The following is a 20,931-nucleotide window of genomic DNA, read 5'->3' on the forward strand; positions in this document are numbered from 1 at the left end:
CGAGGCCGCGCTCTGACTTCACTGTCGCCCCGTGATGCCGCCGCTGTCAGAGATCTCGGCCTGCGGCAGATTCGCTGAGGGCAGAGGGCTGCTCGCGGGTTATGGAGCCGCGGTCTTCGGTATGACTCTCGCAAGATGAGGCGGCGGACCTGGCAACTCACGGGCGTTTGGGCGGTGTTGGTCCTCTGCGGCTTCCTGGGTCTCGGTGGGGTGCTCGTCGCCGGTCTGTGGCTGCCGGACGCCTGGGCCTCGGCCGTCGGGGGCGGCGTGACGGCGGTGACCGTGGTGATCGCGGGGCGGGCGAAGCAATTTCTGGACCGGCAGGCGGAACTGCGCCAAAGCCTCCCGGGCAGCACGTCCCTCAGGGGCCATGCCGGCAGTGCCCTGCCCAGGGTCAGCGAGGTGGACGACGCGATCCGCCTAGGCGTCCACCCCGCGCGCAGGGACCCCGAGGACGTGCCCTCCGGGGCGCTGCCGCGGTACATCCCGCGCGCCGCGGACGAGGCACTCCGCAAAGCCCTGCGGCACGAGCGTTGCGTCGTGGTGGTCGGGGAGTCGACCGCGGGGAAGAGCAGGGCGGCGTACGAGGCGATGCGAACGGAGCTCCAGGGGCGCCGACTGGCCGTACCGGCGAACCGGGAGTCGCTCCCCGCGCTGACGGCATACCTGGCACAGCAGAATGCCCCCTCCGTGCTCTGGCTGGACGACATGGAGCGCTTCCTGGGTCTTGGGGGTCTCACCCTCGTGACGGTGGCCGACCTGAGCGGTGACGGTCGCGTCGGCAGTGGCACAACCTTGCTCGCCACCATGCGGACCTCCGAGTACGAGCGGTTCACCGTGCGGGGCGGTGCATGGCCCGACGGTGAGGGACGCGCCGCGTGGCGGGCCGGCCGCGAGCTGCTGGAGGCCGCGCGCGTCGTGTTCCTGCACAGGCTCTGGTCGCCGGACGAGCTTCGGGCGGCCGAGGCGTTCGCGGACGACCCGCGGATCGCCGGAGCGCTGCGGCAGGCAGGTGCCTTCGGCGTGGCGGAAGTGCTCACCGCAGGCCCGGAGTTGCTACGGGACTGGCAGCGGGCCTGGGCGCCGGGCGTCCACCCGAGGGCTGCCGCGCTCGTCGCCGCAGCGGTCGACTGCCGCCGCGCGGGCGTGGACAGCCCCGTCCCGCGGGAACTCCTCGAGGAACTGCACCACCACTACCTGCGCGCCCGCGGAGGTCATGCGCTGCGGCCGGAGCCCCTGGAAGAGGCGTGGGAGTGGGCACTCGACCCGGTCCACGGAGCGAGCAGCCTCCTGATCCCGGCAGGACCGAGTGACGAGGAGCCGCGCTACCTTGCCTTCGACTACCTCATCGACAAGACCTCCCACGACCCCGTGCCACAGGAGATCTGGACGCTGCTCGTCAGCAGGGCGACACCGGCACAAGTGCGGCGGGTGGCGAACGAGGCGTACTGGCGTGTACGGACGGCGTTTCACGCGGCGGTCGATTCCGGCGCCGTCGACGACGTGTACGCGCAGTCGAGCGCGCTGGCCGACCGGGGCGACTACGCGGGTGCGATCGGCCGCCTCACTCAGGTATTGGAGGACCTGGCGGACCAGGAGGACATGGAAGCCGAAGGTGACGCGCCGGACTCGGACGGATCGGCCCCCGTCCCGGAGTCCGATCCTGCGCACGCCGACCCGGACGCTCCGGAATCCCTCTGGTCGAAGCGAAAGACGCTGCGGCACCAGATCGCCTTCTTCCACATGCGCGCCGGACACCTGACCGAGGCACAGGAGGCCTTCGGCGCCCTCCTCTCCGAGTCGGAGACCAGGCTTCCCCCAGATGACGAGTACCTGCAGGTTGTCCGGCACAACCTCGCCTCGTGCGCCCGGCGGAGCGGCGATCTGCCCGGAGCGCTGTCACAGTTCCGTCGGATACTCGCGGATCGAGAGCGCTACCTCGGGCCGACTGCCATGAACACGCTGGACACCCGCCGGGTGATCGCACGCCTCGTCTGCGAGATGGGCGACCCCACGGAGGCGCTCGGGCAGGCCAGGGACGTTCTGCAGGCGGAGGAGGAAGCCCTGGGCAAGGACCACACGAACGTGCTCCAGACGCGGTGCGCCATCGCCACGTTCCTGGCGGCGTCCGGCGACCATGCCGCGGCGGCCGACGCGCTCGACGGATGTCTCCCGGACCTGATCAGCGCCCTGGGGGACGGACACCCGGACGTGCGGAAGGCCCGCGAGGAACTGGCGGACTACCGGAGTCGGGCGGCTACTTGAGCGGCCCCGGTCGCGCGTGCCGGTGGACCCTTGTGACCGACCAGGCTTCCCGTCTCCTGCGGCGTTGTCCCGCTCACCCACTAGTTCGAGGTAGGTCACGTGCAGTTCATCCCTCGAGCAGAGGAGATCACAGCAGTCACCGGGCACGGCGCGACCCGGCTCTCTCAACAGGGCGGGAGAACCGGGGTCGCAGGATTAGGCCGGGGGAACGTGCGCCTATCTCCCTTCCCTCAAGACGAGGGAAACCGATCGAGCGGAACTGGCGGAGACAGCCTCACCCTGCTCTACGTCGGCGGGCAGCTCCACCCACCGCAGGATCAGTGATCGCGGCGCTGAAGAACTGAAACGCCGACAGCTCATAGCCGGTATGGCGCGTCATGCCTGCGTGCTTGAGGCACCACAACTGGGCCTCATCCGGATCGGCCGTATCCACCGAGTGATCGCTACAGACGAGACACTTGCCGACATGCCGCACACTCATCGCGGGCATGGCCGCCAGCGTCCATTCGAGCGGCACGTAGCGGCCCCGTGGCAAGCTGCTCTCACTCATCCGAACGCCCCCGCCGGAAGCTGCGGATCGTCGTCGTCCCCGTCCTCGCTGTCGTCCACATCGGGGTGATCGAATGAGGACAAACGATCTCCCCGGCTCTCCGCGATCCGGTGGATCTCCCGGAGCGACTCGGTCAATCGGGCAGTGACGAAACGGAGTTCCTCGCGTGTGGCCTTTGGGTCAGCGAGCGTGTCCGCCACGTGCCCGAGAAGATCGCTCGCCATGCCCAGTTGGACACTCTCGATGTTGTCGGCCATCCGCGACATGAAGCCCGTGCCCGGACCCACAAGGACGCAGGGGTTTCCCTCCAGCGTTGCCCATGGCAGCAACCGCGTCTGATTCGTCATGCCGTCACCTCCACCCCATGAATCAAGCGTGGGCCAATATCCACGCCATGCACGGCCAGCCACAGCGCACGCCGCCGCGCCCGCTGCCGACGCTCTTCCTGCCGCCGCTCGAAGGCGACGAGGTACGGGACGGAAGGGCACGGTTCGGGAGACCGATGGCGTCCCTCAGAGGGAAGCAGGAGCCGTAACAACGGCTCGAAGATTCGGGCGATACAGTCCGGCATGTCGGCGCTCCAATCAGCGTTGACCACGCCCCGGGGCCGGTCGCACGGTCGCCGGGGTCTGTCTCGCCATCCTTGTCGCGTGACGTGCACTGCCGGGAGTTGACAGCCGTTGACAGCTACTCTGGAGAGCACGGTCAACACCAGGGGAAGCACATGAGTGCCGAATTCGGCCCACGGCTCCGCGCACTCCTCAGGGACAGAGACATGACCTTGAGGGGCACTGCCCGCGCCCTCAACTACAACGTGGCCTATATCTCCCGTGTCGCCAACATTCGCCAACGTCCTTCAGTGCAACTTGCCGAAGCGCTGGACGAACTCCTTCAGGCCGACGGGGAGTTGGTGCGACTTGCCGCGCCCGTGACACCACTGGAGTCGTTGGATGAGCCGACGGGCCCAGCTTCCGACATCGCACATATGAAAGCCAGTGCCGAACACATCCTTAAGCACGCTGACCGCTATGGCGGAGATGCCGTAGCACCCGTCGCAGTTCAGGTTTGGCAGTCCGCTCAGCGCAAACTTGATGCCGGGGAAATCCCGGAAACGGCCCAGCGAGGCTATGTGGCCGCCGTGGCAGAAGCCGCTGAAGTCGCGGGATGGCTGCTCTTCGATTCCGGTGATCGTGTAGCGGCCCGCAATGCGTTCCTCGAATCACACATGCTGGCCCGGCATGCTGGAGAACGGGGCATGGAATGGTTCGCCCTGGACATGCTTGCCATGCTCGACACTGAATGTGGCCGTCCCGGAGAGGTGCGACGCATCACCGATGAGCTGTTGTCGCAATCCCGGATTCCTCCGCGTGTAGCACTCCTAGCGCGTGTCAGGCGAGGCAGGGCGCTCGCTCAGATAGGAGATCGTCAGCGAGCTCTCACCGACTTGGACGCAGCCCGAGGGGGAGTGGAAGAGTCCCTGAGCGCACGTGATCCCAAGTGGGCATGGTGGGTGAACCAGCAGGAAATTGGAGGGCACTCAGGGCATGCCCTCTTGAGTCTCGCGGACTTGAACGCCGCGATCATCAAGTTCCAAAGCGCACTCGGACATGCAACACCACGGGGCGTCATGCTGTACCGCATTGAGCTCTTGCACAGCTACGCAAAAGCCAAAGCGTGGAGGGAAGCGGAAGAGGAGATCCACGAGATCTCACCCCTCCTCAGCACCATCACCTCGGGGAGGAACCGACTTCTCTTGCGGGACGCATTGCAGGTCGTCGATCGAGCCTCTGGAGTGCCGGTAGGCCTGTCGGCTCTCGTCAGAGACATAGCGGCAACGATCAGCCCGTGAGGGGTATCGACGCCCCCGACGCCCGTCACAGCACTGGCTAGGCGGGCGAGCGTCAGGTGGCGGCACGGCCAGGGCCTTGTGTAGCCACCGCGGCTTGAACGATGCGTGGAACGGCTGTGCCGCCGTACTGACTCACAGTCGGCGGCACAGTCTGTTCGGTCGAGCGGGAGCTGACGGCCTACTGTTCCGAGGCCTGAGGCGCCGGAGCGATCCCCGTCGGGCAAGCCCGACCCCAGTTCGTCTCCGACGGGCTGTCCAGGGTGACCCCCGTGCCGCCGATCCCGCAGTAGCCGTCCGGGTTCTTGTCCAGGTACTGCTGGTGGTAGCCCTCCGCCGGCCAGAAGGTGCGGGACTCCGCCGGGAGGACCGTGGTCGTGATCGTGCCGTGGTTCGAGGCGGTCAGGACCTGCTGGTAGGCGGCTCGGGAGGCCTCCGCCGCCGATTCCTGGTCCGCGGAGTGGGTGTAGATCGCCGAGCGGTACTGCGTGCCCACGTCGTTGCCCTGGCGGAAGCCCTGCGTCGGGTTGTGGGACTCCCAGAAGAGCTTCAGGAGCGTCGCGTACGAGACGCGGGCCGGGTCGAAGACCACGCGGACCGCCTCCGTGTGGCCGGTCAGGCCCGAGCAGACCTCTTCGTAGGAGGGGTTCTGGGTGTAGCCGCCCTGGTAGCCGACGTACGTTGTCCAGACTCCCTCCGTCTGCCAGAACTTGCGCTCCGCGCCCCAGAAGCAGCCGAGCGCGAAGTCCGCGATCTCCAGGCCTTCGGGGTACGGGCCGAGCAGGGGGTTGCCGAGGACGGTGTGGCGGGACGGGACCTCGAACTCGGGGGTGGCGTGGCCCTTCAGGGCCTGCTCGGGGGTGGGGAGCTCGGGCGTGCGGCTGCCGAAGAGCATGGGAGTCGTTCCTCCTGGGGCGGAGCGGGGCGTACGCCGTGGGTGCGTGCGGCCCTTACTTCAACGTGTGGGGGCAGAGGTGCATTCCTGGGGCGGTCATCAGTGCGGCAGCGTTGCCGGGCTGCCGCCGTTCGCCTCGTAGCCGCCTACCGCCAGTGCGCGGTACACCGCGTAGTCCGCCGCCGGGTCCGAGGACAGCGTCCAGGGGAGCGCGCCTACGTGACCGTCCACGTGCACCAGCTGGTTCATTGCCTCCGCCCAGCGCTCGCTGCGGACCAGGAAGAGGATGAGCAGGTGGCGTACGTGCGCCAGCATCGGGTCGTCCGGGCGGGCCGAGTGGACCGCGAAGAGTGCGCCCTCGACGGCCTTGGTGACGACTTCGCTCTGGTAGAAGCCCCGGACCATGTTCACCTCGGGCAGGTGCTCGTACACCGCGAACAGCGGGAGCGCCGACAGGAGCGAGCCCTTGGGGGCGCGGGCCGCCGCGGCCTCCGCGAAGTTGTACGCGAGGTCACGCGAGCCGTGCCACTTCTCGCACCAGTAGTGCAGGGCCGCCAGATGCGCGCCCATGTGCGCGGGGGAGCGGTCCAGGATCTTCAGCCACAGCTGCTCGAACTCCTCGCGCGGGTACGCGAGTCCGCGGGCGATGGAGAGCTCGATGATGTACGGCACCGGGTCCCCGGGGGAGAGGAGCGCCGCCTGCGCGCAGGCCTCCTTCGCCTCCTCCAGGATGATCCGGAACTCGTCCGTCCCGGACGTCGCGGACCGCCAGGCCTGCTGGACCAGGAACTCCGCGTGCACCGCGGCGCCGCCCGCGTCCTTGGGCGCCTCGGCCCGCCACACCCGCAGCCACTGCCCGCCGGGGTTGTCACTGACGCCGCCCGGCCGCTGCTGCAGCTCCAGGGACGCCGCTCCGGCGAACGCCTGCACCCGCTGCCAGCGCACCTCGCCGTGCACCTCGGTGCCCGCGAGCAGCTGCGACGCGGCCTTCCAGCTCTGCGAGCCCTGGACGACGTCGAGCACGTCCAGGAGGTCGCGGTCCGGGCCGGGCATGCGGATGTCCAGCTCCTCCTGGAGCGCGAAGCCGTACTCCGCCGGGTCCGCGGCGTCCGGCGAACCGGGCGCGACCTGGCGGATTCCGCCGCGCCTGCGCAGCAGGAACGGGCCAAGAACCGCCCCAATCATGATCGCCGCCATCAGCACCCAGAGAATCTCCATGCCTACAAGCGAACCAGACGGGTCCGACACTTGGCGAACCAGTCTCGAACTCGACCCCTGAACTCGCCGGTGCACGCCTGTCCCGCATTAGGCTCTGGCCGCATGAGTGACATGCACAGCAGGCAGAGTTTCGAGACCGTCGCGATCCACGCGGGCAATACCGCGGACCCGCTGACCGGCGCCGTCGTACCGCCGATCTACCAGGTGTCGACGTATAAGCAGGACGGCGTCGGCGGGCTGCGCGGCGGATACGAATACAGCCGCAGCGCGAACCCCACCCGTACCGCCCTTGAGGAGAACCTGGCCGCGCTGGAGGGCGGCCGGCGCGGGCTCGCCTTCGCGTCGGGCCTCGCCGCCGAGGACTGCCTTCTGCGTACGCTGCTCAGCCCCGGTGACCACGTGGTCATCCCCAACGATGCGTACGGCGGCACCTTCCGGCTCTTCGCGAAGGTCGTCTCGCGGTGGGGTGTGGAGTGGTCCGTCGCGGACACGTCCGACCCGGCGGCGGTGCGGGCCGCGCTGACCGACCGTACGAAGGTCATCTGGGTGGAGACGCCCTCCAACCCGCTGCTCGGCATCACCGACATCGCCGCCGTCGCGCAGATCGCCAAGGAGGCGGGCGCGAAGCTCGTCGTCGACAACACCTTTGCCAGTCCCTACCTGCAGCAGCCGCTCTCGCTCGGCGCGGACGTCGTCGTGCACTCCCTGACGAAGTACATGGGCGGGCACTCGGACGTGGTGGGCGGCGCGCTGGTCGTCGACGACGCGGAGCTGGGGGAGGAGCTGGCGTACCACCAGAACGCGATGGGCGCGGTGGCCGGGCCCTTCGACGCGTGGCTGGTCCTGCGCGGCATCAAGACGCTGGCCGTCCGGATGGACCGGCACAGCGAGAACGCGACGAAGGTCGCGGAGATGCTGACGCGGCACGCGCGCGTGACGCGCGTTCTCTACCCCGGGCTTCCGGAGCATCCCGGTCACGAGATCGCCGCGAAGCAGATGAAGGCGTTCGGCGGGATGGTGTCCTTCCAGGTGGAGGGCGGCGAGGAGGCGGCGGTCGCGGTGTGCGACCGCGCGAAGCTGTTCACCCTGGGGGAGTCCCTCGGCGGCGTCGAGTCGCTGATCGAGCACCCGGGGCGGATGACGCACGCCTCCGTGGTGGGCTCGGCACTGGAGGTCCCCGCGGATCTGGTGCGCCTCTCCGTAGGCATCGAGTCGGCGGACGATCTCCTGGCTGACCTGCAGCAGGCGCTGGGCTAGGCCCCCGCTCCTCAAACACTGGAGGGGCTGAACGATTCAGCCCCTCCGGTGTTCACCACCGAGTCAGCGGCGGTGTCGTCTCGGACGGTGGGTCCACCCACGGCTGGGCCAGGGACGCCCAGATCACGAAGGCCACCGTCGCCGCCAGGAGGAGGAGCCACAGGAGGCGGCGGAACGCCCGGCGCCTCCGCAGCTGGCGGGTGCCCCGTCGTACCGACTCCTCGTAGAGCCCGGCGGGGACCGTCGGTGCCGCGCCTTCCAGGAGCCGGCGGACCGCGGCCTCGTTGCGGTCGTGCTGGCTCATGACGGCGCCGCCTCCCCCAGTGGAAGCGCCGGCGCGGGCCCGCGCGGCGGATGAAGGACCGTGGCCATCGCGCGGGCACAGATCGTCCGCACCCGGTCGGGCGGGAGCCCGAGCAGCGCCGCCGTCTGCTCCTCGGCGACGCCCTCGTACAGGCGGAGCACCAGGATCAGTCGTTCCTGCGGTGTGAGCCGGGCAAGGACGCCGCCACGGCCCCGGTGCCTGCGCCAGGCACCGCGCGCGAAACGGATCGCCAGCTGCTGGCGGGTGCGGTCGTAGGGGTCCTCGCCCCGCATCCGGTCCCACGTCGCGTACGTGTGCGCGAGGGAAGCGGTCAGCAGGGCACGCGCGCGTGGATTGGTGTCCGGCGGCTCGCTGGTGAGCAGCGTCGCGGCATGCAGCAGCCGCCCTGCCGCGCCCGCGACGAACGCCTCGAACTCCCGGGCCCGGCGGGCGTCGATGAACGCCTGCCGTTCGCGCACCGCGCCTCCCGCCTGGCGGAAAAACGGCTGTCCGGTCTCATATGAGGCCAGGCACGTGGCCGGGGTCAAGAGGCGGGCACCGCCCGGCGAAGCTCAGGAAGCGGGCGTCTCCGGAGGCGCCTGCGCCATCTGCCGGGCCGAGAGCGCGGAATTGAAGCGCGTGAGGAGCGTGCAGAAGCTTTCGCGCTCCTCCGGACCCCAGTCCTCCGTCAGTTCGGCCATGAGGTCACGCCGCGATGAGCGGACCTCGTTGAGGCGCGCTTCGCCGCGGGGGGACAGCTGGAGGACCACCGCGCGGCCGTCCTCGGGGTGCGAGGTGCGCTTGACGAGACCCGTGTCGACCAGCGGGGCGACCTGCCGGGTGACCGTCGAGGAGTCGATGCCCATGCTCGCCGCGAGCGCCTTGACGCCCATCGGGCCTTCTTTGTCCAGCCGGTTGAGCAGCAGATAGGCGGCACGGTCCATGGAGTTGCGGACCTGTCCCACGCCGCCGAGGCGCGTCTGCTCGGCACGGCGGGCGAAGACCGCCACCTGGTGCTGCAGCGCGTCGAGGAGGCCGGGATCGCTGGCGGTCGTCATGTCCGGAGTTGTGGGCATGGCCGGGGGCTCACTTCATGCGAGGGCGATGGGTTGGGGGACAGGTTACGCGGCCGGGCGGCGGGGCGTACCAGCGCTGCGCAAACCAGTCTCGGCACGTGGTCACCACAGGAGGACCCCGGTGTGAACTGGGAGACTGACGGTCATGAGCTACCGCACGCCTGACTCCTTGCTGTCGGTCACCCTCGACGACGTGCGAGGCGCCCAGAAGATGCTCTCCGGGGTGTCGAGAGTGACGGCGATGGAAGGCAGCAGGCATCTGTCGCAGCTGGTCGGCTCGCCGGTCCACTTCAAGTGCGAGAACCTCCAGCGGACGGGTTCCTTCAAGCTGCGCGGGGCGTACGTACGGATCGCGGGCCTGCTTCCCGAGGAGCGCGCGGCCGGTGTCGTGGCCGCGAGCGCGGGCAATCACGCGCAGGGTGTGGCGCTCGCGTCCTCGCTGCTCGGCGTGCGGTCGACGGTGTTCATGCCGGTGGGCGCGCCGCTGCCCAAGGTCGCGGCGACGCGGGACTACGGCGCGGAGGTGCGGCTGCACGGCCAGGTGGTCGACGAGACGCTTGCCGCGGCGCAGGAGTACGCGCGCGAGACGGGCGCGGTGTTCATCCACCCCTTCGACCACCCCGACATCATCGCGGGGCAGGGCACGGTCGGCCTGGAGATCCTGGAGCAGTGCCCCGAGGTGCGCACGCTGGTCGTGGGCGTCGGCGGCGGCGGGCTCGCGGCGGGCATCGCGGTCGCGGTGAAGGCGGTGCGCCCGGACGTGAAGGTGATCGGCGTGCAGGCGGCGGGCTCCGCGGCGTATCCGCCCTCGCTCGCGGCCGGGCACCCGGTGTCGATACCGAATCCGTCGACGATGGCGGACGGGATCAAGGTCGGGCGCCCCGGCGATGTGCCGTTCCAGATCATCGACGACCTGCTCGACGACGTCGTCACCGTCTCCGAGGACGAGCTGTCCAGCGCGCTGCTGCTCTGCCTGGAGCGGGCCAAGATGGTCGTCGAGCCCGCGGGCGCGAGCCCCGTCGCGGCGCTCCTGAGCCGGCCGCGGGACTTCGAGGGCCCGGTGGTGGCGCTCCTGTCGGGCGGCAACGTGGACCCGCTCCTGATGCAGCGGATCCTGCGCCACGGCATGGCGGCGGCGGGCCGCTATCTGTCGCTGCGGCTGCGCCTGACGGACCGGCCCGGCGCCCTGGCCACGCTGCTCGGGGTGCTTTCGGTGCTCGACGCCAACGTCCTCGACGTGAGTCATGTACGCACCGATCCCCGGCTCGGCCTCACGGAGGCGGAGGTGGAGCTGCACCTGGAGACGAAGGGGCCTGTGCACTGCGCCGAGGTGGGCGTGGCCCTGCGCGAGGCGGGCTACACGGTCATCGGCTGAGGCGTCGGCTGAGGTATCGGCTGAGTCGCGGCCGGCCCCGCGTGATGGGCTGGCAGCGGCGAAATTCCCGTACGCGCAACGGCGTCGGGCGCTATTTTGCGTTATCCACAGGCTCCGCGAAAGCAGTTGAGGCGACACGATGTATCGCGTTATGGTGTGTCTCACGTCACTGGTCACCGGGCGCTTCATGTCCGGCAAATCTAAGATTTTCCGCAGGAAGTCACCCAAACCACTGGGGGAGCTCACATGCCAGGCGCCATCTACGCCGAAGGTCTGGTGAAGACCTTCGGCGACGTAAAGGCTCTGGACGGCGTCGATCTGGATGTCCCGGAAGGCACCGTGCTCGGCCTTCTCGGGCCGAACGGCGCGGGCAAGACCACGGCGGTGCGCTGTCTGACCACGCTCCTGACGCCGGACAGCGGCAGGGCGGTCGTCGCGGGCATCGACGTACTGAAGCATCCGAACGAAGTGCGGCGCTCGATCGGCCTCTCCGGCCAGTTCGCCGCCGTCGACGAATACCTGACAGGCCGCGAGAACCTCCAAATGGTGGGCCAGCTCTACCAGATGAGGGCCAAGGAGGCGAAGGTCAGGGCGAGCGAGCTGCTCGACCGGTTCAACTTGGCCGACGCCGCGGACCGCCCCTCCAAGACGTACTCGGGCGGTATGCGCCGCCGCCTCGACCTCGCGGCCGCGCTCGTCGTCTCGCCCCCGGTGATGTTCATGGACGAGCCGACGACGGGCCTCGACCCGCGCAACCGCCAGCAGCTCTGGGAGGTCATCCAGGAGCTGGTCGCGGGCGGCACGACCCTGCTGCTCACCACCCAGTACCTCGAAGAGGCCGACCACCTGGCGCACGACATCTGCGTCATCGACCACGGCCGGGTCATCGCCCGCGGCACCTCCGACCAGCTCAAGGCGCAGACCGGCGGTGAGCGCGTCGAGGTCGTGGTGCACGAGCGCGAGGACATCACCCCGGCGACGGAGGTCCTGCGCAGCCTCGGCAAGGGCGAGGTCGCCGTCGAGGACCACACCCGCAAGCTCACGGTTCCGGTCACCGGCGGCGCCAAGCTGCTCGCCGAGGTCATCCGCGACCTGGACACCCGCGGGGTCGAGATCGACGACATCGGGCTGCGCCGCCCGACCCTCGACGACGTGTTCATCTCGCTGACCGGCCATGTCGCCGAGGTGGACGAAGCGGGCGGCCATGGGAACGGCGCACAGGACGCGAAGCCCGAGCCGACGAAGGAGGCCGACAAGTGAGTGCCGTCACCGACACCGTGCGCACACCCCCGGCGGGCCCCAGGCCCGCGGGCGGCATCGGCCAGTCCGCCAGGGACTCCCTGGTCGTCGCCAAGCGCAACCTCATCAGGATGTCCCGCATCCCGGAGATGATCATTTTCGGCCTCATCCAGCCGATCATGTTCGTGGTGCTGTTCAGCTATGTCTTCGGCGGCTCCATGAAGATCGGCACCAGCACCGATCCGGAGGTCTACCGCAACTTCCTGATGGCGGGCATCTTCGCGCAGACCGTCACCTTCGCCACCGCCGGCGCGGGAGCCGGCATCGCCGACGACATGCACAAGGGCCTCATCGACCGCTTCCGTTCGCTGCCCATGGCGCGCGGCGCGGTCCTCACCGGACGGACCATCGCCGACCTCGTGCAGACCGCGCTGACGCTGCTCGTCCTCGCGATCGTGGCGCTCCTCGTCGGCTGGCGCATCCACGAAGGGATCTGGAAGGCGCTCGGTGCCTTCGGTCTGCTGCTTCTGCTCGGCTATGCGTTCACCTGGGTCGGCGCGCTGATCGGCCTCTCCGTGCGCACTCCGGAGGCCGCGACCTCCGGCGGCCTGATCTGGCTCTTCCCGGTCACGTTCATCTCGAACGCGTTCGTGGACTCCAGCCAGATGACGCCCTGGCTGCGGCACGTCGCCGACTGGAACCCCTTCAGCGCGACCGTCCAGGCCTGCCGGGAACTCTTCGGCAATCCCGGCGTCTCCCAGTCCGACGCCTGGCCCATGCAGCACTCGGTCTGGGCCTCGCTGATCTACTCGGTCCTGATCGTCGTGCTCTTCCGGACCCTCGCGGTCCGCAAGTACCGCTCGGCGACCGCCTGACCCCGCACGCGGACATGCGAAGGCCCCCGGCGCGGAGCGCGCCGGGGGCCTTCGTCGGCCGAAGCAGGTCTCAGGCCTGGTCTCAGGCCTGGTACGGCTTCGCCTCGAGGATCTTCACCGAGGCGAGCTTGCCGTTCGGCAGTTCGTACTGGGCGTCCTCGCCGATCTTCTTGCCGTTCACGCCGCTGCCCAGCGGGGACTGCGGGGAGTACGTCTCGATGTCCGCGCTCGCGTACTCACGCGAGGCGAGCAGGAAGGCCAGGGTGTCGTCCTCGTCGCCGTCGAAGGCGATCGTGACGACCATGCCGGGCGCCACCACACCGTCGGCGGCCGGCGCCTCACCGACCTTCGCCTGCTCGAGGAGCTGGGTCAGCTGGCGGACGCGGAGCTCCTGCTTGCCCTGCTCCTCCTTGGCCGCGTGGTACCCGCCGTTCTCGCGCAGGTCCCCCTCCTCACGCGCCGCCGCGATCTTGGCTGCGATCTCGGTGCGCGCAGGACCAGACAGGTACTCCAGCTCGGCCTTGAGCTGGCTGTACGCCTCCTGGGTCAGCCAGGTGACGTTCTCGCTGGTCTGGGTCACAGGTGCTCCTCGTAGGTACTGGGAATACAAAGCATCGCCCTACCCAGAAGGATGTTCCCTCACGGGTGGGCGAAACCACGAGCCTAACAATTCAGGCGGGGTAGGGGGAGGACATAAGCCATCAGAAATACGTCAACGCAGGTGAGCGCGGTAAAGCCGGTGGACGTCAGGCTTCACGCTGTAGACGTCAGGCGGCGTCAGGCGGCGTCAGGCGGCGCCAGTCGGCGCCAGTCGGTGTCAGGCGGTGCCAGTCGGTGTCAGTCGGAGTGGCAGCCGAGCAGCTCGACACTGGTCGCCTTCTCGGTCGTACGCAGCGTGACGACCTTGTCGACACGGCCGGTCTGCTGGTCGAAGCGGAAGTCGGCGCGGCCCACCTCGGCGCCGGACTCGGCCTGCGAGCGCAGGGTGCAGTAGCCCCGGGCGCCGGCGTCCTTGCGTACTTCCAGATGCGCCTGGACGGCGTGGTCGGAGACGACGTCGAACTTGATGACCTCGGCGCTGACCTTCGTGCCGTTGATGTAGTCGTAGCCGAACCAGCCGATGACGCCGAGCAGGATCACGCCGAGGACGGAGCCCACGATCATGAGCTTGCGGTCGGTGCGTTCGTCGGCCGTCCGCGAGTGGCCGTATCGACCCTCGGGGAGCTTCTCGCCCACCGCCGCCATGATCTTCCTCCAGGAATAGGGGCTGCCGGAATTTTCCGCCCCCCGGTTCCGTCACTATAGAAGCCGCCCATTGCGCCGAAATGACCAGGGCGCCGGATCACTGAGGATCGAGTCTTGACTGAGCAGCTGCGACTGATGGCCGTTCACGCCCACCCCGACGACGAGTCGTCGAAGGGCGCGGCCACCATGGCCAAGTACGTGTCCGAGGGGGTGGACGTGCTCGTCGTGACCTGCACGGGTGGGGAGCGCGGTGACATCCTCAACCCCAAGCTCCAGGGCGACACCTACATCCAGGAGCACATCCACGAGGTGCGCAAGAAGGAGATGGACGAGGCGCGCGAGATTCTCGGCGTCAAGCAGGAGTGGCTCGGCTTCGTCGACTCGGGGCTTCCCGAGGGCGACCCGCTGCCGCCGCTGCCGGACGGCTGCTTCGCCCTGGAGGACGTCGACAAGGCGGCCGGCGAGCTGGTCCGCCAGATCCGTTCCTTCCGCCCGCAGGTCATCACGACGTACGACGAGAACGGCGGATACCCGCACCCCGACCACATCATGACCCACAAGATCACGATGGTGGCCTTCGAAGGGGCGGCGGACCCCGAGAAGTACCCGGAGAGCGAGTTCGGTCCGGCCTACGAGCCGAAGAAGCTCTACTACAACCAGGGCTTCAACCGGCCGCGCACCGAAGCGCTGCACCAGGCGATGCTCGACCGCGGCATGGAGTCGCCGTACGGGGACTGGCTGAAGCGGTGGGACGAGTTCGAGCGGGTCGAGCGGACGCTGACCACGCACGTTCCGTGCGCCGACTTCTATGAGATCCGCGACAAGGCACTGATCGCGCACGCCACCCAGATCGACCCCGAGGGCGGCTGGTTCCGGGTGCCGATGGAGCTCCAGAAGGAGGTCTGGCCCACGGAGGAGTACGAGCTCGCGAAGTCGCTCGTCGATACATCCCTCCCCGAGGACGACCTCTTTGCGGGCATCCGCGACAATGCCTAGCGTGAACGCACATCTGGCAATGACGCATCTCGTCCCTCTCGCCAAAGAGGTCGACGATGACAAGGTGACTCCGGGTGTTCTCGGCTTCATCGTCTTCGCGGTGATGGCTCTCGCCGTCTGGGGGCTGATGAAGTCCATGAACAAGCACATGCGCAAGGTCGACTTCAAGGAACCCGCGGAGTCCTCCGCCGCGGGTTCCTCGGGTGGGGCGACGTCCGCCGAGGCCGAGGCCCGCAAGAGCTAGCCCGCTGCCGCCACCGTCACTCCCATCACTTCTCGGGAGTGACGGTTGGGGACCATGCCCAGGCGCCAGGCCTGCCAGCCCGACTCCAGGTCGGCGCCGCGCTCCAGGAGGAGCGCGAACGCCTCCAGGTAGTCGTCCAGCTTGCCGTCGCGCGTGGGATGTCCCGCGCGCGACAACTGGCTGAGTTCCTCCTGGGCGACCGCCGTGCCGATCTCCCAGCCGCCGGGTGACGCGTACGGCAGCAGGGTGCAGCGCAGGAAGCGGGCCCAGTCCTCGCCCCTGTGGTCGCCGTACGAGGTGAACAGGGCCGCCGCCTCGTCGCACAGCGCGAGTGCCTGCTGGCCCCGGGCGTTGCCGGCGTCGACGACCGCTAGCTCCAGGCACGTCCAGGCCTCGCCGTGCGCGACGCCGATCCGCTGGAAGTCGGCGCGGGCGTCCACCAGGAGCTGGCGGGCGAAGCCGGAGTTGCGCAGCGAGCCCGTCTGGGCGGCCCGCTGGTCGCGGGTCACACGCGCCGAGTGGTGCCGCGCGCACGCCAGGCCGTACACGTCCCGCATCCGCGAGAACATCGTCCGGGAGCGTTCGAGTTCGCGCACAGCCTGGTCCAGGCTGCCCGCCTCCTCCAGGGCCTGCCCCAGGTAGTACGCGCTCCACGCCTCGCCGCGCGCGTCCTCGTTGTCGCGGTGCCGGGAGACCGCCTGCCGCAGGCCGTCGACCGCGGCCGACGCGTCGCCGTCGACCAGGCGGGCCCGCGCGAGCTGCGTCAGCGCCCAGGCCTCGCCGCGGCCGTCGCGCGTGCGCCCGTACAGATCGAGGGCGCCCCGCAGCTGCTCCTCGGCGCGCGGCACGTCGCCCATGCGCAGGCACAGCTGGCCCAGCTGGAAGTGCGCCCACGCCTCGCCGTGCAGGGAGTCGTTCTCGCGGTGCAGGGCGAGCGAGGACTCCAGGAGGCCCAGGGCCTGGTTGAGATTGGCGCGGTCACGCTCGACCGCCGCGAGCGCGTGCATCGTCCAGGCCCGGTCGCCCGCGAGCTCGTCCGCGCCCTGCAGCTCAAGCGCCTCGCGCAGCCGCGCCGCGGCGTCCGTCAGCTGGCCCTGGTGGTGCAGCGTGATGCCGAGGGAGCAGAGGGCGAGGGCGGCGCCCGCGTCCTGGTGGGCCTCCATGTACAGGTCCACCACGGACGTGAGAGTGGTCCGCGCCTGGTCGAGCTCGCCCAGCTGCCGGGACGCGATGCCCGTGCGCCAGCGCACGCTCCGTACGAGCAGACCCTGGTCGACGGCCTGCGTGAGCTCGCTGATCTCGCCCAGGCGGTAGAGGTCGCCGCGCAGCAGGCAGTAGTCGCACAGCGCGCCCAGGAGGTTGAGCACCGCCTCCTGGTTCACGCCCTCCGCGTGCCGCAGGGCGGCGGTGATGAAGCTCGACTCGTCGTCCAGCCAGCGCAGGGCGGCGTCGAGGGAGGCGAAGCCGTGCCCGTCGAACTGGCCGGCCCGCGTCGACATCTTGCCGTCGACCAGGCGGATCACCGAACCGGCGAGCTCGCTGTAGCTGACGATGAGACGTTCCTGCGCGGCCGTGCGCTCGCCGGGCTCCTCCTCGTCGATCAGCCGGGCGAGCGCGAAGGCGCGGACGAGGTCGTGCAGGCGGTAGCGGCTGCCGCGGACGTGGTCGACGAGCCCGGCGCGCGACAGCGCGGTCAGCTGACGGGACGCCTCCTGCTCGTCGGCGCCGAGCAGGGCGGCCGCGGCGGCCGCCCCCAGGGAGGCCCGCCCGGCCAGCGCGAGCCTGCGCAGAAGGCGGCGGGCGGACTCGGACTGGTCGGTGTAGCGCAGCCACAGGACGCGCTCGACAGGTTCCACGGGGCCGTACGCGGCGAGGTCGGCGGCGAGCTGACGCGGCGTACGCGATCCGATGGAGGACCCGGCGACGCGCAGGGCGAGCGGCAGACCGCCGCACAAGTCCCTTACGGCGTCCCCGGATTCAGCGTCGTACGGACCTGAAGAGTCCTCGGCGGCCTCGCGCAGCAACTCATCCGAGCCCGCCGGGTCGAGCGGCTCCACCGGCAGCTGATGTACCCAGGCGGGCAGATCGGCGGGGAGTTCGAGAGGCTTGCGGGCGGTGACGAGGACCAGGCTGTCGGAGCGCTCGGGCACCAGCGTGCGCACCTGCTCGACGTCGCTCGCGTCATCGAGTACGACGGTGACGGCGAGCCCGGTCAAGTACTGGTGGTAGAGCTCGCTCAGCCGCCTGACCTGCTGCTCCTGCGACGATCGCTCCCTGAACAGCAACTGCTCGCGCGGGGCGCCCAATCGATTCAACAGATGCAGCAGCGCGTCACGCGTCGACAGCGGCTGTGAGCTTTCGCCCCGCAGGTCCACGACGCAGGCACCGCGGAACTGGTCCCGCAGATCGTGCGCGGCACGCACCGCCAGCGAGGAGCGCCCGGAGCCGGGCGCACCGTGCAGCACGACCACGGTCGGCCGCGTCTCGGTGCTCGCCCGCGCCGCGTGCACCCACTGCGCGACCCGCGCGAGCTCGGCCCGCCGCCCCGCCAATGGCCCTTCCAGTTCTGGCAGTTGACCGAACGACTGCTCAAGGGCGGTACGCCGCCGGGCCGCCGCGCTCTTGTCGGTGCCCCGCAGCCGTGGCGCCGCCTTCTGCTTGCCGGACGAGGCCTGGAGCACCCGCTGCTGGTCGAGGAAGGGCCGGATGCCCCGCACTTCGAGAGCCGTCAGCCACTGCAGCCGCAGCTGCTCGGGCCCGCCCGGCTGGCTGATCGCCCCGGCGCGGCGGCTGGCCGCGGGCACATGGGCGGCGGTCACCTTCACGACGGTCGTCGCAGCGCCGACCACGGCGACGGCGGCGCCCGCGCCCAGCGCGGTGGAGGCGCCGGTGCCGAGCGCGAGGTCGGCCACACAGGCCCCCACGGCGGCAACCACCGCCACCAGCAGGGGAGTTCCGGCCCCTTCCTTGGCGTACCGCTGTCCGAAGGAGACCTGTCCGGCCGCCGCCTCGTCGAGGGCCTGCGTGAGCGCGGCGTACTCCTCGGCAGCGGTCTGCTCCATGGCGTCGAGCGCGCCGCGCGCCCGCGAAAGCAGCACGGCTCCGTCGGTACGGCCGCCGGAGCGCCGCACCTCCTCCTCCACCGCCCGTACCAACAGCCGCTCGGCTTCAGCCCGATGGCTGTCCCGCATATGGGTCCCCCTCCGAGAGCAACAGTCGCCTGGAGTCACAAGTGTCCTGCGTACGGCCGCCTGATGCGAGGGAGTCGGCGGATCACGTAGGGGATCACAGGAGTGATCACGTGGGCCAGTCCCCGGATCGGGGGCCCGCGTGAGCGAGGATGGAGCCATGCCGAACCGACTGGCCCATGAGACGTCCCCCTACCTCCTCCAGCATGCCGACAACCCGGTCGACTGGTGGCCGTGGTCGGACGCGGCCTTCGAGCAGGCGCGCGAGCGCGGCGTTCCGGTGCTGCTCAGCGTCGGCTACAGCAGCTGCCACTGGTGCCACGTCATGGCCCACGAGTCCTTCGAGGACGCCGGCACGGCCGAGTTCCTGAACGAGCACTTCGTGAACATCAAGGTCGACCGCGAGGAGCGGCCCGACATCGACGCCGTCTACATGGAGGCGGTGCAGGCCGCGACGGGCCAGGGCGGCTGGCCCATGACGGTCTTCCTGACCCCCGACGCCGAGCCCTTCTACTTCGGTACGTACTTCCCGCCCGAGCCGCGGCACGGCATGCCGTCCTTCCAGCAGGTCGCCGACGGGGTCCGGCGGGCGTGGGCGGACCGGCGCGACGAGGTCGCCGAGGTCGCGGGGAAGATCGTGCGGGACCTGTCGGAGCGTCAGCTGGCGTTCGGCGCCGATGAGCTGCCCGGCGAGGAGGAGCTCAGCCAGGCGCTGCTCGGTCTGACGCGGGACTACGACGCGACGCGGGGCGGCTTCGGCGGCGCGCCGAAGTTCCCGCCGTCCATGGTCGTCGAGTTCCTGCTGCGGCACTACGCCCGCACGGGCGGGGAGGGCGCCCTGCAGATGGCCGCCGACACCTGCGAGCGGATGGCGCGCGGCGGCATCTACGACCAGCTGGGCGGCGGTTTCGCCCGCTACTCCGTGGACCGCGACTGGGTGGTGCCCCACTTCGAGAAGATGCTGTACGACAACGCCCTGTTGTGCCGTGTGTACGCCCACCTGTGGCGGACCACGGGGTCCGGTCTCGCCCGGCGGGTGGCCCTGGAGACGGCGGACTTCATGGTGCGCGAACTGCGCACGAACGAGGGCGGGTTCGCGTCGGCGCTGGACGCGGACAGCGAGGACCCGGTGACGGGGAAGCATGTCGAGGGCGCGTACTACGTATGGACGCCGGAGCAGCTGCGCGAGGTGCTCGGCGATGCGGACGCGGAGCTCGCCGCCGTGCACTTCGGGGTGACGGAGGAAGGGACCTTCGAGGAGGGGGCGTCCGTCCTTCAACTCCCGCAGGACGACGGGGTACTTGCCGACTCGGAGCGGCTCGCGTCGATCCGGGAGCGGCTGCTCGCGGCGCGCGGCGAGCGGCTCGCGCCGGGCCGTGACGACAAGGTGGTCGCCGCCTGGAACGGGCTCGCGATCGCCGCGCTCGCCGAGGTGGGCGCGTACTTCGAGCGGCCGGACCTGGTGGCGGCGGCGGTGGCGGCCGGGGATCTGCTGGTGCGGGTGCACATGGACGACCGGGCGCGGCTGTCCCGTACCTCGAAGGACGGGCGCGTGGGCGCCAACGCGGGGGTCTTGGAGGACTACGCGGACGTCGCCGAGGGGTTCTTGGCTCTGGCCTCGGTGACGGGGGAGGGGGTGTGGCTGGAGTTCGCGGGCTTCCTGCTCGACCACGTGCTCGGCCAGTTCTTCGACGCGGATTCGGGGACGCTGTACGACACGGCGGTGGACGCGGAGCGGCTGATCCGGCGGCCGCAGGACCCCACGGACAACGCGGTGCCGTCCGGGTGGACGGCGGCGGCCGGTGCGCTGCTCTCGTACGCGGCGCAGACCGGGGCGGAGCCGCATCGGGCGGCGGCGGAGCGGGCGCTGGGGGTGGTGAAGGGGCTCGGGCCGCGGGCCCCGCGGTTCATCGGGCATGGCCTTGCGGTGGCCGAGGCGGTGCTTGACGGGCCGCGGGAGGTGGCGGTGGTGGGGCCGGTGGGCGGCGAGCTGCACCGCACCGCGCTGCTGGGGGCTGCGCCGGGGGCGGTGGTGGCGGCGGGCCCCGCCGAGGGCTCGGAGCTTCCGTTGCTTGCGGGGCGTGGGTTGATGGGTGGGCTTCCGGCGGCGTACGTCTGCCGGCGGTTCGTCTGCGACGCGCCTACCACTGACGTGGAGGAACTGGCGGCGAAGCTGTCGGGCTGAGGCTCTTCCGGCTGCGCCGGCCGCGAGGTGGCCGCAGATCACCGCCTTCGGCGAGTTCGTCCTCAAACGCCGGACGGGCTGAATTGCCTGCGGCCGGGCATGAAGACCACAGGCAGGGCGGGCGGGCAACTGCCGGGTGATCGGGTGGGTGGGCGGGAAAGATTCGCCGCGAA

19 protein-coding genes are annotated in these 20,931 nt (G+C 70.1%); 9 read left to right on the plus strand and 10 right to left on the minus strand.

All coding sequences use genetic code 11. From position 1 onward, the window contains the following. Positions 1-135 precede the first annotated feature (135 nt). Positions 136-2,265, plus strand: a complete 2,130-nt coding sequence (locus tag OG453_RS23090; RefSeq protein WP_266870339.1) for a tetratricopeptide repeat protein — start codon at positions 136-138, stop codon at positions 2,263-2,265. 274 nt (positions 2,266-2,539) lie between these two features. Here the strand turns inward: OG453_RS23090 and OG453_RS23095 are convergent, their stop codons facing one another. Both OG453_RS23095 and OG453_RS23100 read right to left on the minus strand, forming a co-directional pair. Continuing rightward, complete coding sequence (locus OG453_RS23095) at positions 2,540-2,815, minus strand: hypothetical protein (protein ID WP_266870340.1); 276 nt, start codon at positions 2,813-2,815, stop codon at positions 2,540-2,542. Then, positions 2,812-3,162, minus strand: coding sequence for a hypothetical protein (locus tag OG453_RS23100; RefSeq protein ID WP_266870341.1), 351 nt, complete (start codon positions 3,160-3,162; stop codon positions 2,812-2,814). Before OG453_RS23100 ends, OG453_RS23095 begins: the two co-directional genes overlap by 4 nt. 377 nt (positions 3,163-3,539) lie before the next feature. On the opposite strand from OG453_RS23100, the gene OG453_RS23105 reads away from it, so the two are divergent. Next, positions 3,540-4,664, plus strand: coding sequence for a helix-turn-helix transcriptional regulator (locus OG453_RS23105; protein ID WP_266870342.1), 1,125 nt, complete (start codon positions 3,540-3,542; stop codon positions 4,662-4,664). Between the two features lie 178 nt (positions 4,665-4,842). Here OG453_RS23105 and msrA read toward each other — a convergent pair whose 3' ends face one another. Continuing rightward, positions 4,843-5,556, minus strand: coding sequence for a peptide-methionine (S)-S-oxide reductase MsrA (msrA, locus tag OG453_RS23110; protein WP_266870343.1), 714 nt, complete (start codon positions 5,554-5,556; stop codon positions 4,843-4,845). Positions 5,557-5,655: 99 nt separating this feature from the next. Beyond that, positions 5,656-6,774: a hypothetical protein gene (locus tag OG453_RS23115; protein WP_266870344.1), complete on the minus strand. Its 1,119-nt coding sequence runs from the start codon at positions 6,772-6,774 to the stop codon at positions 5,656-5,658. A 102-nt stretch (positions 6,775-6,876) separates the two neighbouring features. Here OG453_RS23115 and OG453_RS23120 point away from each other — a divergent pair, with 102 nt between their 5' ends. After that, a complete protein-coding gene (locus OG453_RS23120) occupies positions 6,877-8,031 on the plus strand; it encodes a cystathionine gamma-synthase (protein WP_266870345.1) in 1,155 nt (384 codons plus the stop codon). A gap of 52 nt (positions 8,032-8,083) precedes the next feature. On the opposite strand, the gene OG453_RS23125 is transcribed toward OG453_RS23120, so the two are convergent. The 3 genes from OG453_RS23125 to OG453_RS23135 form a co-directional block, all read right to left on the minus strand. Further along, a complete protein-coding gene (locus OG453_RS23125; protein ID WP_266870346.1) occupies positions 8,084-8,335 on the minus strand; it encodes a hypothetical protein in 252 nt (83 codons plus the stop codon). Then, positions 8,332-8,814, minus strand: a complete 483-nt coding sequence (locus OG453_RS23130; RefSeq protein WP_266870347.1) for a sigma factor-like helix-turn-helix DNA-binding protein — start codon at positions 8,812-8,814, stop codon at positions 8,332-8,334. The genes OG453_RS23125 and OG453_RS23130 overlap by 4 nt, the downstream gene beginning before the upstream one ends. 93 nt (positions 8,815-8,907) lie before the next feature. Further along, positions 8,908-9,411: a MarR family winged helix-turn-helix transcriptional regulator gene (locus OG453_RS23135; protein WP_266870348.1), complete on the minus strand. Its 504-nt coding sequence runs from the start codon at positions 9,409-9,411 to the stop codon at positions 8,908-8,910. Positions 9,412-9,556: 145 nt separating this feature from the next. On the opposite strand from OG453_RS23135, the gene ilvA reads away from it, so the two are divergent. The 3 genes from ilvA (at position 9,557) to OG453_RS23150 (ending at position 12,900) form a co-directional block, all read left to right on the plus strand. Next, positions 9,557-10,786, plus strand: coding sequence for a threonine ammonia-lyase (gene ilvA / locus OG453_RS23140; RefSeq protein ID WP_266870349.1), 1,230 nt, complete (start codon positions 9,557-9,559; stop codon positions 10,784-10,786). Positions 10,787-11,032: 246 nt separating this feature from the next. Further along, on the plus strand, positions 11,033-12,046 hold the full coding sequence (locus tag OG453_RS23145; RefSeq protein WP_266870351.1) for an ATP-binding cassette domain-containing protein: 1,014 nt from the start codon (positions 11,033-11,035) through the stop codon (positions 12,044-12,046). Positions 12,047-12,063: 17 nt separating this feature from the next. Further along, positions 12,064-12,900 (plus strand): ABC transporter permease, encoded by an 837-nt coding sequence (locus OG453_RS23150; protein WP_266873099.1) that lies wholly within the window; start codon positions 12,064-12,066, stop codon positions 12,898-12,900. Positions 12,901-12,982: 82 nt separating this feature from the next. Here the strand turns inward: OG453_RS23150 and greA are convergent, their stop codons facing one another. Together greA and OG453_RS23160 are read right to left on the minus strand one after the other, a co-directional pair. Further along, on the minus strand, positions 12,983-13,480 hold the full coding sequence (greA, locus tag OG453_RS23155) for a transcription elongation factor GreA (RefSeq protein ID WP_266870352.1): 498 nt from the start codon (positions 13,478-13,480) through the stop codon (positions 12,983-12,985). Positions 13,481-13,737: 257 nt separating this feature from the next. After that, a complete protein-coding gene (locus OG453_RS23160) occupies positions 13,738-14,145 on the minus strand; it encodes a DUF4307 domain-containing protein (RefSeq protein WP_266870353.1) in 408 nt (135 codons plus the stop codon). 114 nt (positions 14,146-14,259) lie between these two features. Between OG453_RS23160 and mca the strand changes: the two genes are divergently transcribed. Continuing rightward, complete coding sequence (gene mca / locus OG453_RS23165) at positions 14,260-15,141, plus strand: mycothiol conjugate amidase Mca (protein ID WP_266870354.1); 882 nt, start codon at positions 14,260-14,262, stop codon at positions 15,139-15,141. Next, a complete protein-coding gene (locus OG453_RS23170) occupies positions 15,134-15,385 on the plus strand; it encodes a hypothetical protein (RefSeq protein WP_266870355.1) in 252 nt (83 codons plus the stop codon). Before mca ends, OG453_RS23170 begins: the two co-directional genes overlap by 8 nt. Here OG453_RS23170 and OG453_RS23175 read toward each other — a convergent pair. Continuing rightward, positions 15,382-18,576 carry a tetratricopeptide repeat protein gene (locus tag OG453_RS23175; RefSeq protein ID WP_266870356.1) on the minus strand — a complete coding sequence of 1,065 codons (3,195 nt, stop codon included), beginning with the start codon at positions 18,574-18,576 and terminating at the stop codon, positions 15,382-15,384. The two genes, OG453_RS23170 and OG453_RS23175, sit on opposite strands and share 4 nt — an antisense overlap. 157 nt (positions 18,577-18,733) lie before the next feature. Here OG453_RS23175 and OG453_RS23180 point away from each other — a divergent pair, with 157 nt between their 5' ends. Beyond that, entirely contained in the window at positions 18,734-20,758 is a 2,025-nt protein-coding gene (locus OG453_RS23180) for a thioredoxin domain-containing protein (protein ID WP_266870357.1), read from the plus strand. Positions 20,759-20,931 lie beyond the last annotated feature (173 nt).

The organism is Streptomyces sp. NBC_01381 (assembly GCF_026340305.1).
Lineage (GTDB): Bacteria > Actinomycetota > Actinomycetes > Streptomycetales > Streptomycetaceae > Streptomyces.

Bases quoted from the DNA above. Each gene is read 5' to 3' on its own strand.
- OG453_RS23090 (WP_266870339.1), top strand. From the start codon at position 136: ATGAGGCGGCGGACCTGGCAACTCACGGGCGTTTGGGCGGTGTTGGTC.
- OG453_RS23095 (WP_266870340.1), bottom strand. From the start codon at position 2,815: ATGAGTGAGAGCAGCTTGCCACGGGGCCGCTACGTGCCGCTCGAATGG.
- OG453_RS23100 (WP_266870341.1), bottom strand. From the start codon at position 3,162: ATGACGAATCAGACGCGGTTGCTGCCATGGGCAACGCTGGAGGGAAAC.
- OG453_RS23105 (WP_266870342.1), top strand. From the start codon at position 3,540: ATGAGTGCCGAATTCGGCCCACGGCTCCGCGCACTCCTCAGGGACAGA.
- msrA (WP_266870343.1), bottom strand. From the start codon at position 5,556: ATGCTCTTCGGCAGCCGCACGCCCGAGCTCCCCACCCCCGAGCAGGCC.
- OG453_RS23115 (WP_266870344.1), bottom strand. From the start codon at position 6,774: ATGGAGATTCTCTGGGTGCTGATGGCGGCGATCATGATTGGGGCGGTT.
- OG453_RS23120 (WP_266870345.1), top strand. From the start codon at position 6,877: ATGAGTGACATGCACAGCAGGCAGAGTTTCGAGACCGTCGCGATCCAC.
- OG453_RS23125 (WP_266870346.1), bottom strand. From the start codon at position 8,335: ATGAGCCAGCACGACCGCAACGAGGCCGCGGTCCGCCGGCTCCTGGAA.
- OG453_RS23135 (WP_266870348.1), bottom strand. From the start codon at position 9,411: ATGCCCACAACTCCGGACATGACGACCGCCAGCGATCCCGGCCTCCTC.
- ilvA (WP_266870349.1), top strand. From the start codon at position 9,557: ATGAGCTACCGCACGCCTGACTCCTTGCTGTCGGTCACCCTCGACGAC.
- OG453_RS23145 (WP_266870351.1), top strand. From the start codon at position 11,033: ATGCCAGGCGCCATCTACGCCGAAGGTCTGGTGAAGACCTTCGGCGAC.
- OG453_RS23160 (WP_266870353.1), bottom strand. From the start codon at position 14,145: ATGGCGGCGGTGGGCGAGAAGCTCCCCGAGGGTCGATACGGCCACTCG.
- OG453_RS23170 (WP_266870355.1), top strand. From the start codon at position 15,134: ATGCCTAGCGTGAACGCACATCTGGCAATGACGCATCTCGTCCCTCTC.
- OG453_RS23175 (WP_266870356.1), bottom strand. From the start codon at position 18,576: ATGCGGGACAGCCATCGGGCTGAAGCCGAGCGGCTGTTGGTACGGGCG.
- OG453_RS23180 (WP_266870357.1), top strand. From the start codon at position 18,734: ATGCCGAACCGACTGGCCCATGAGACGTCCCCCTACCTCCTCCAGCAT.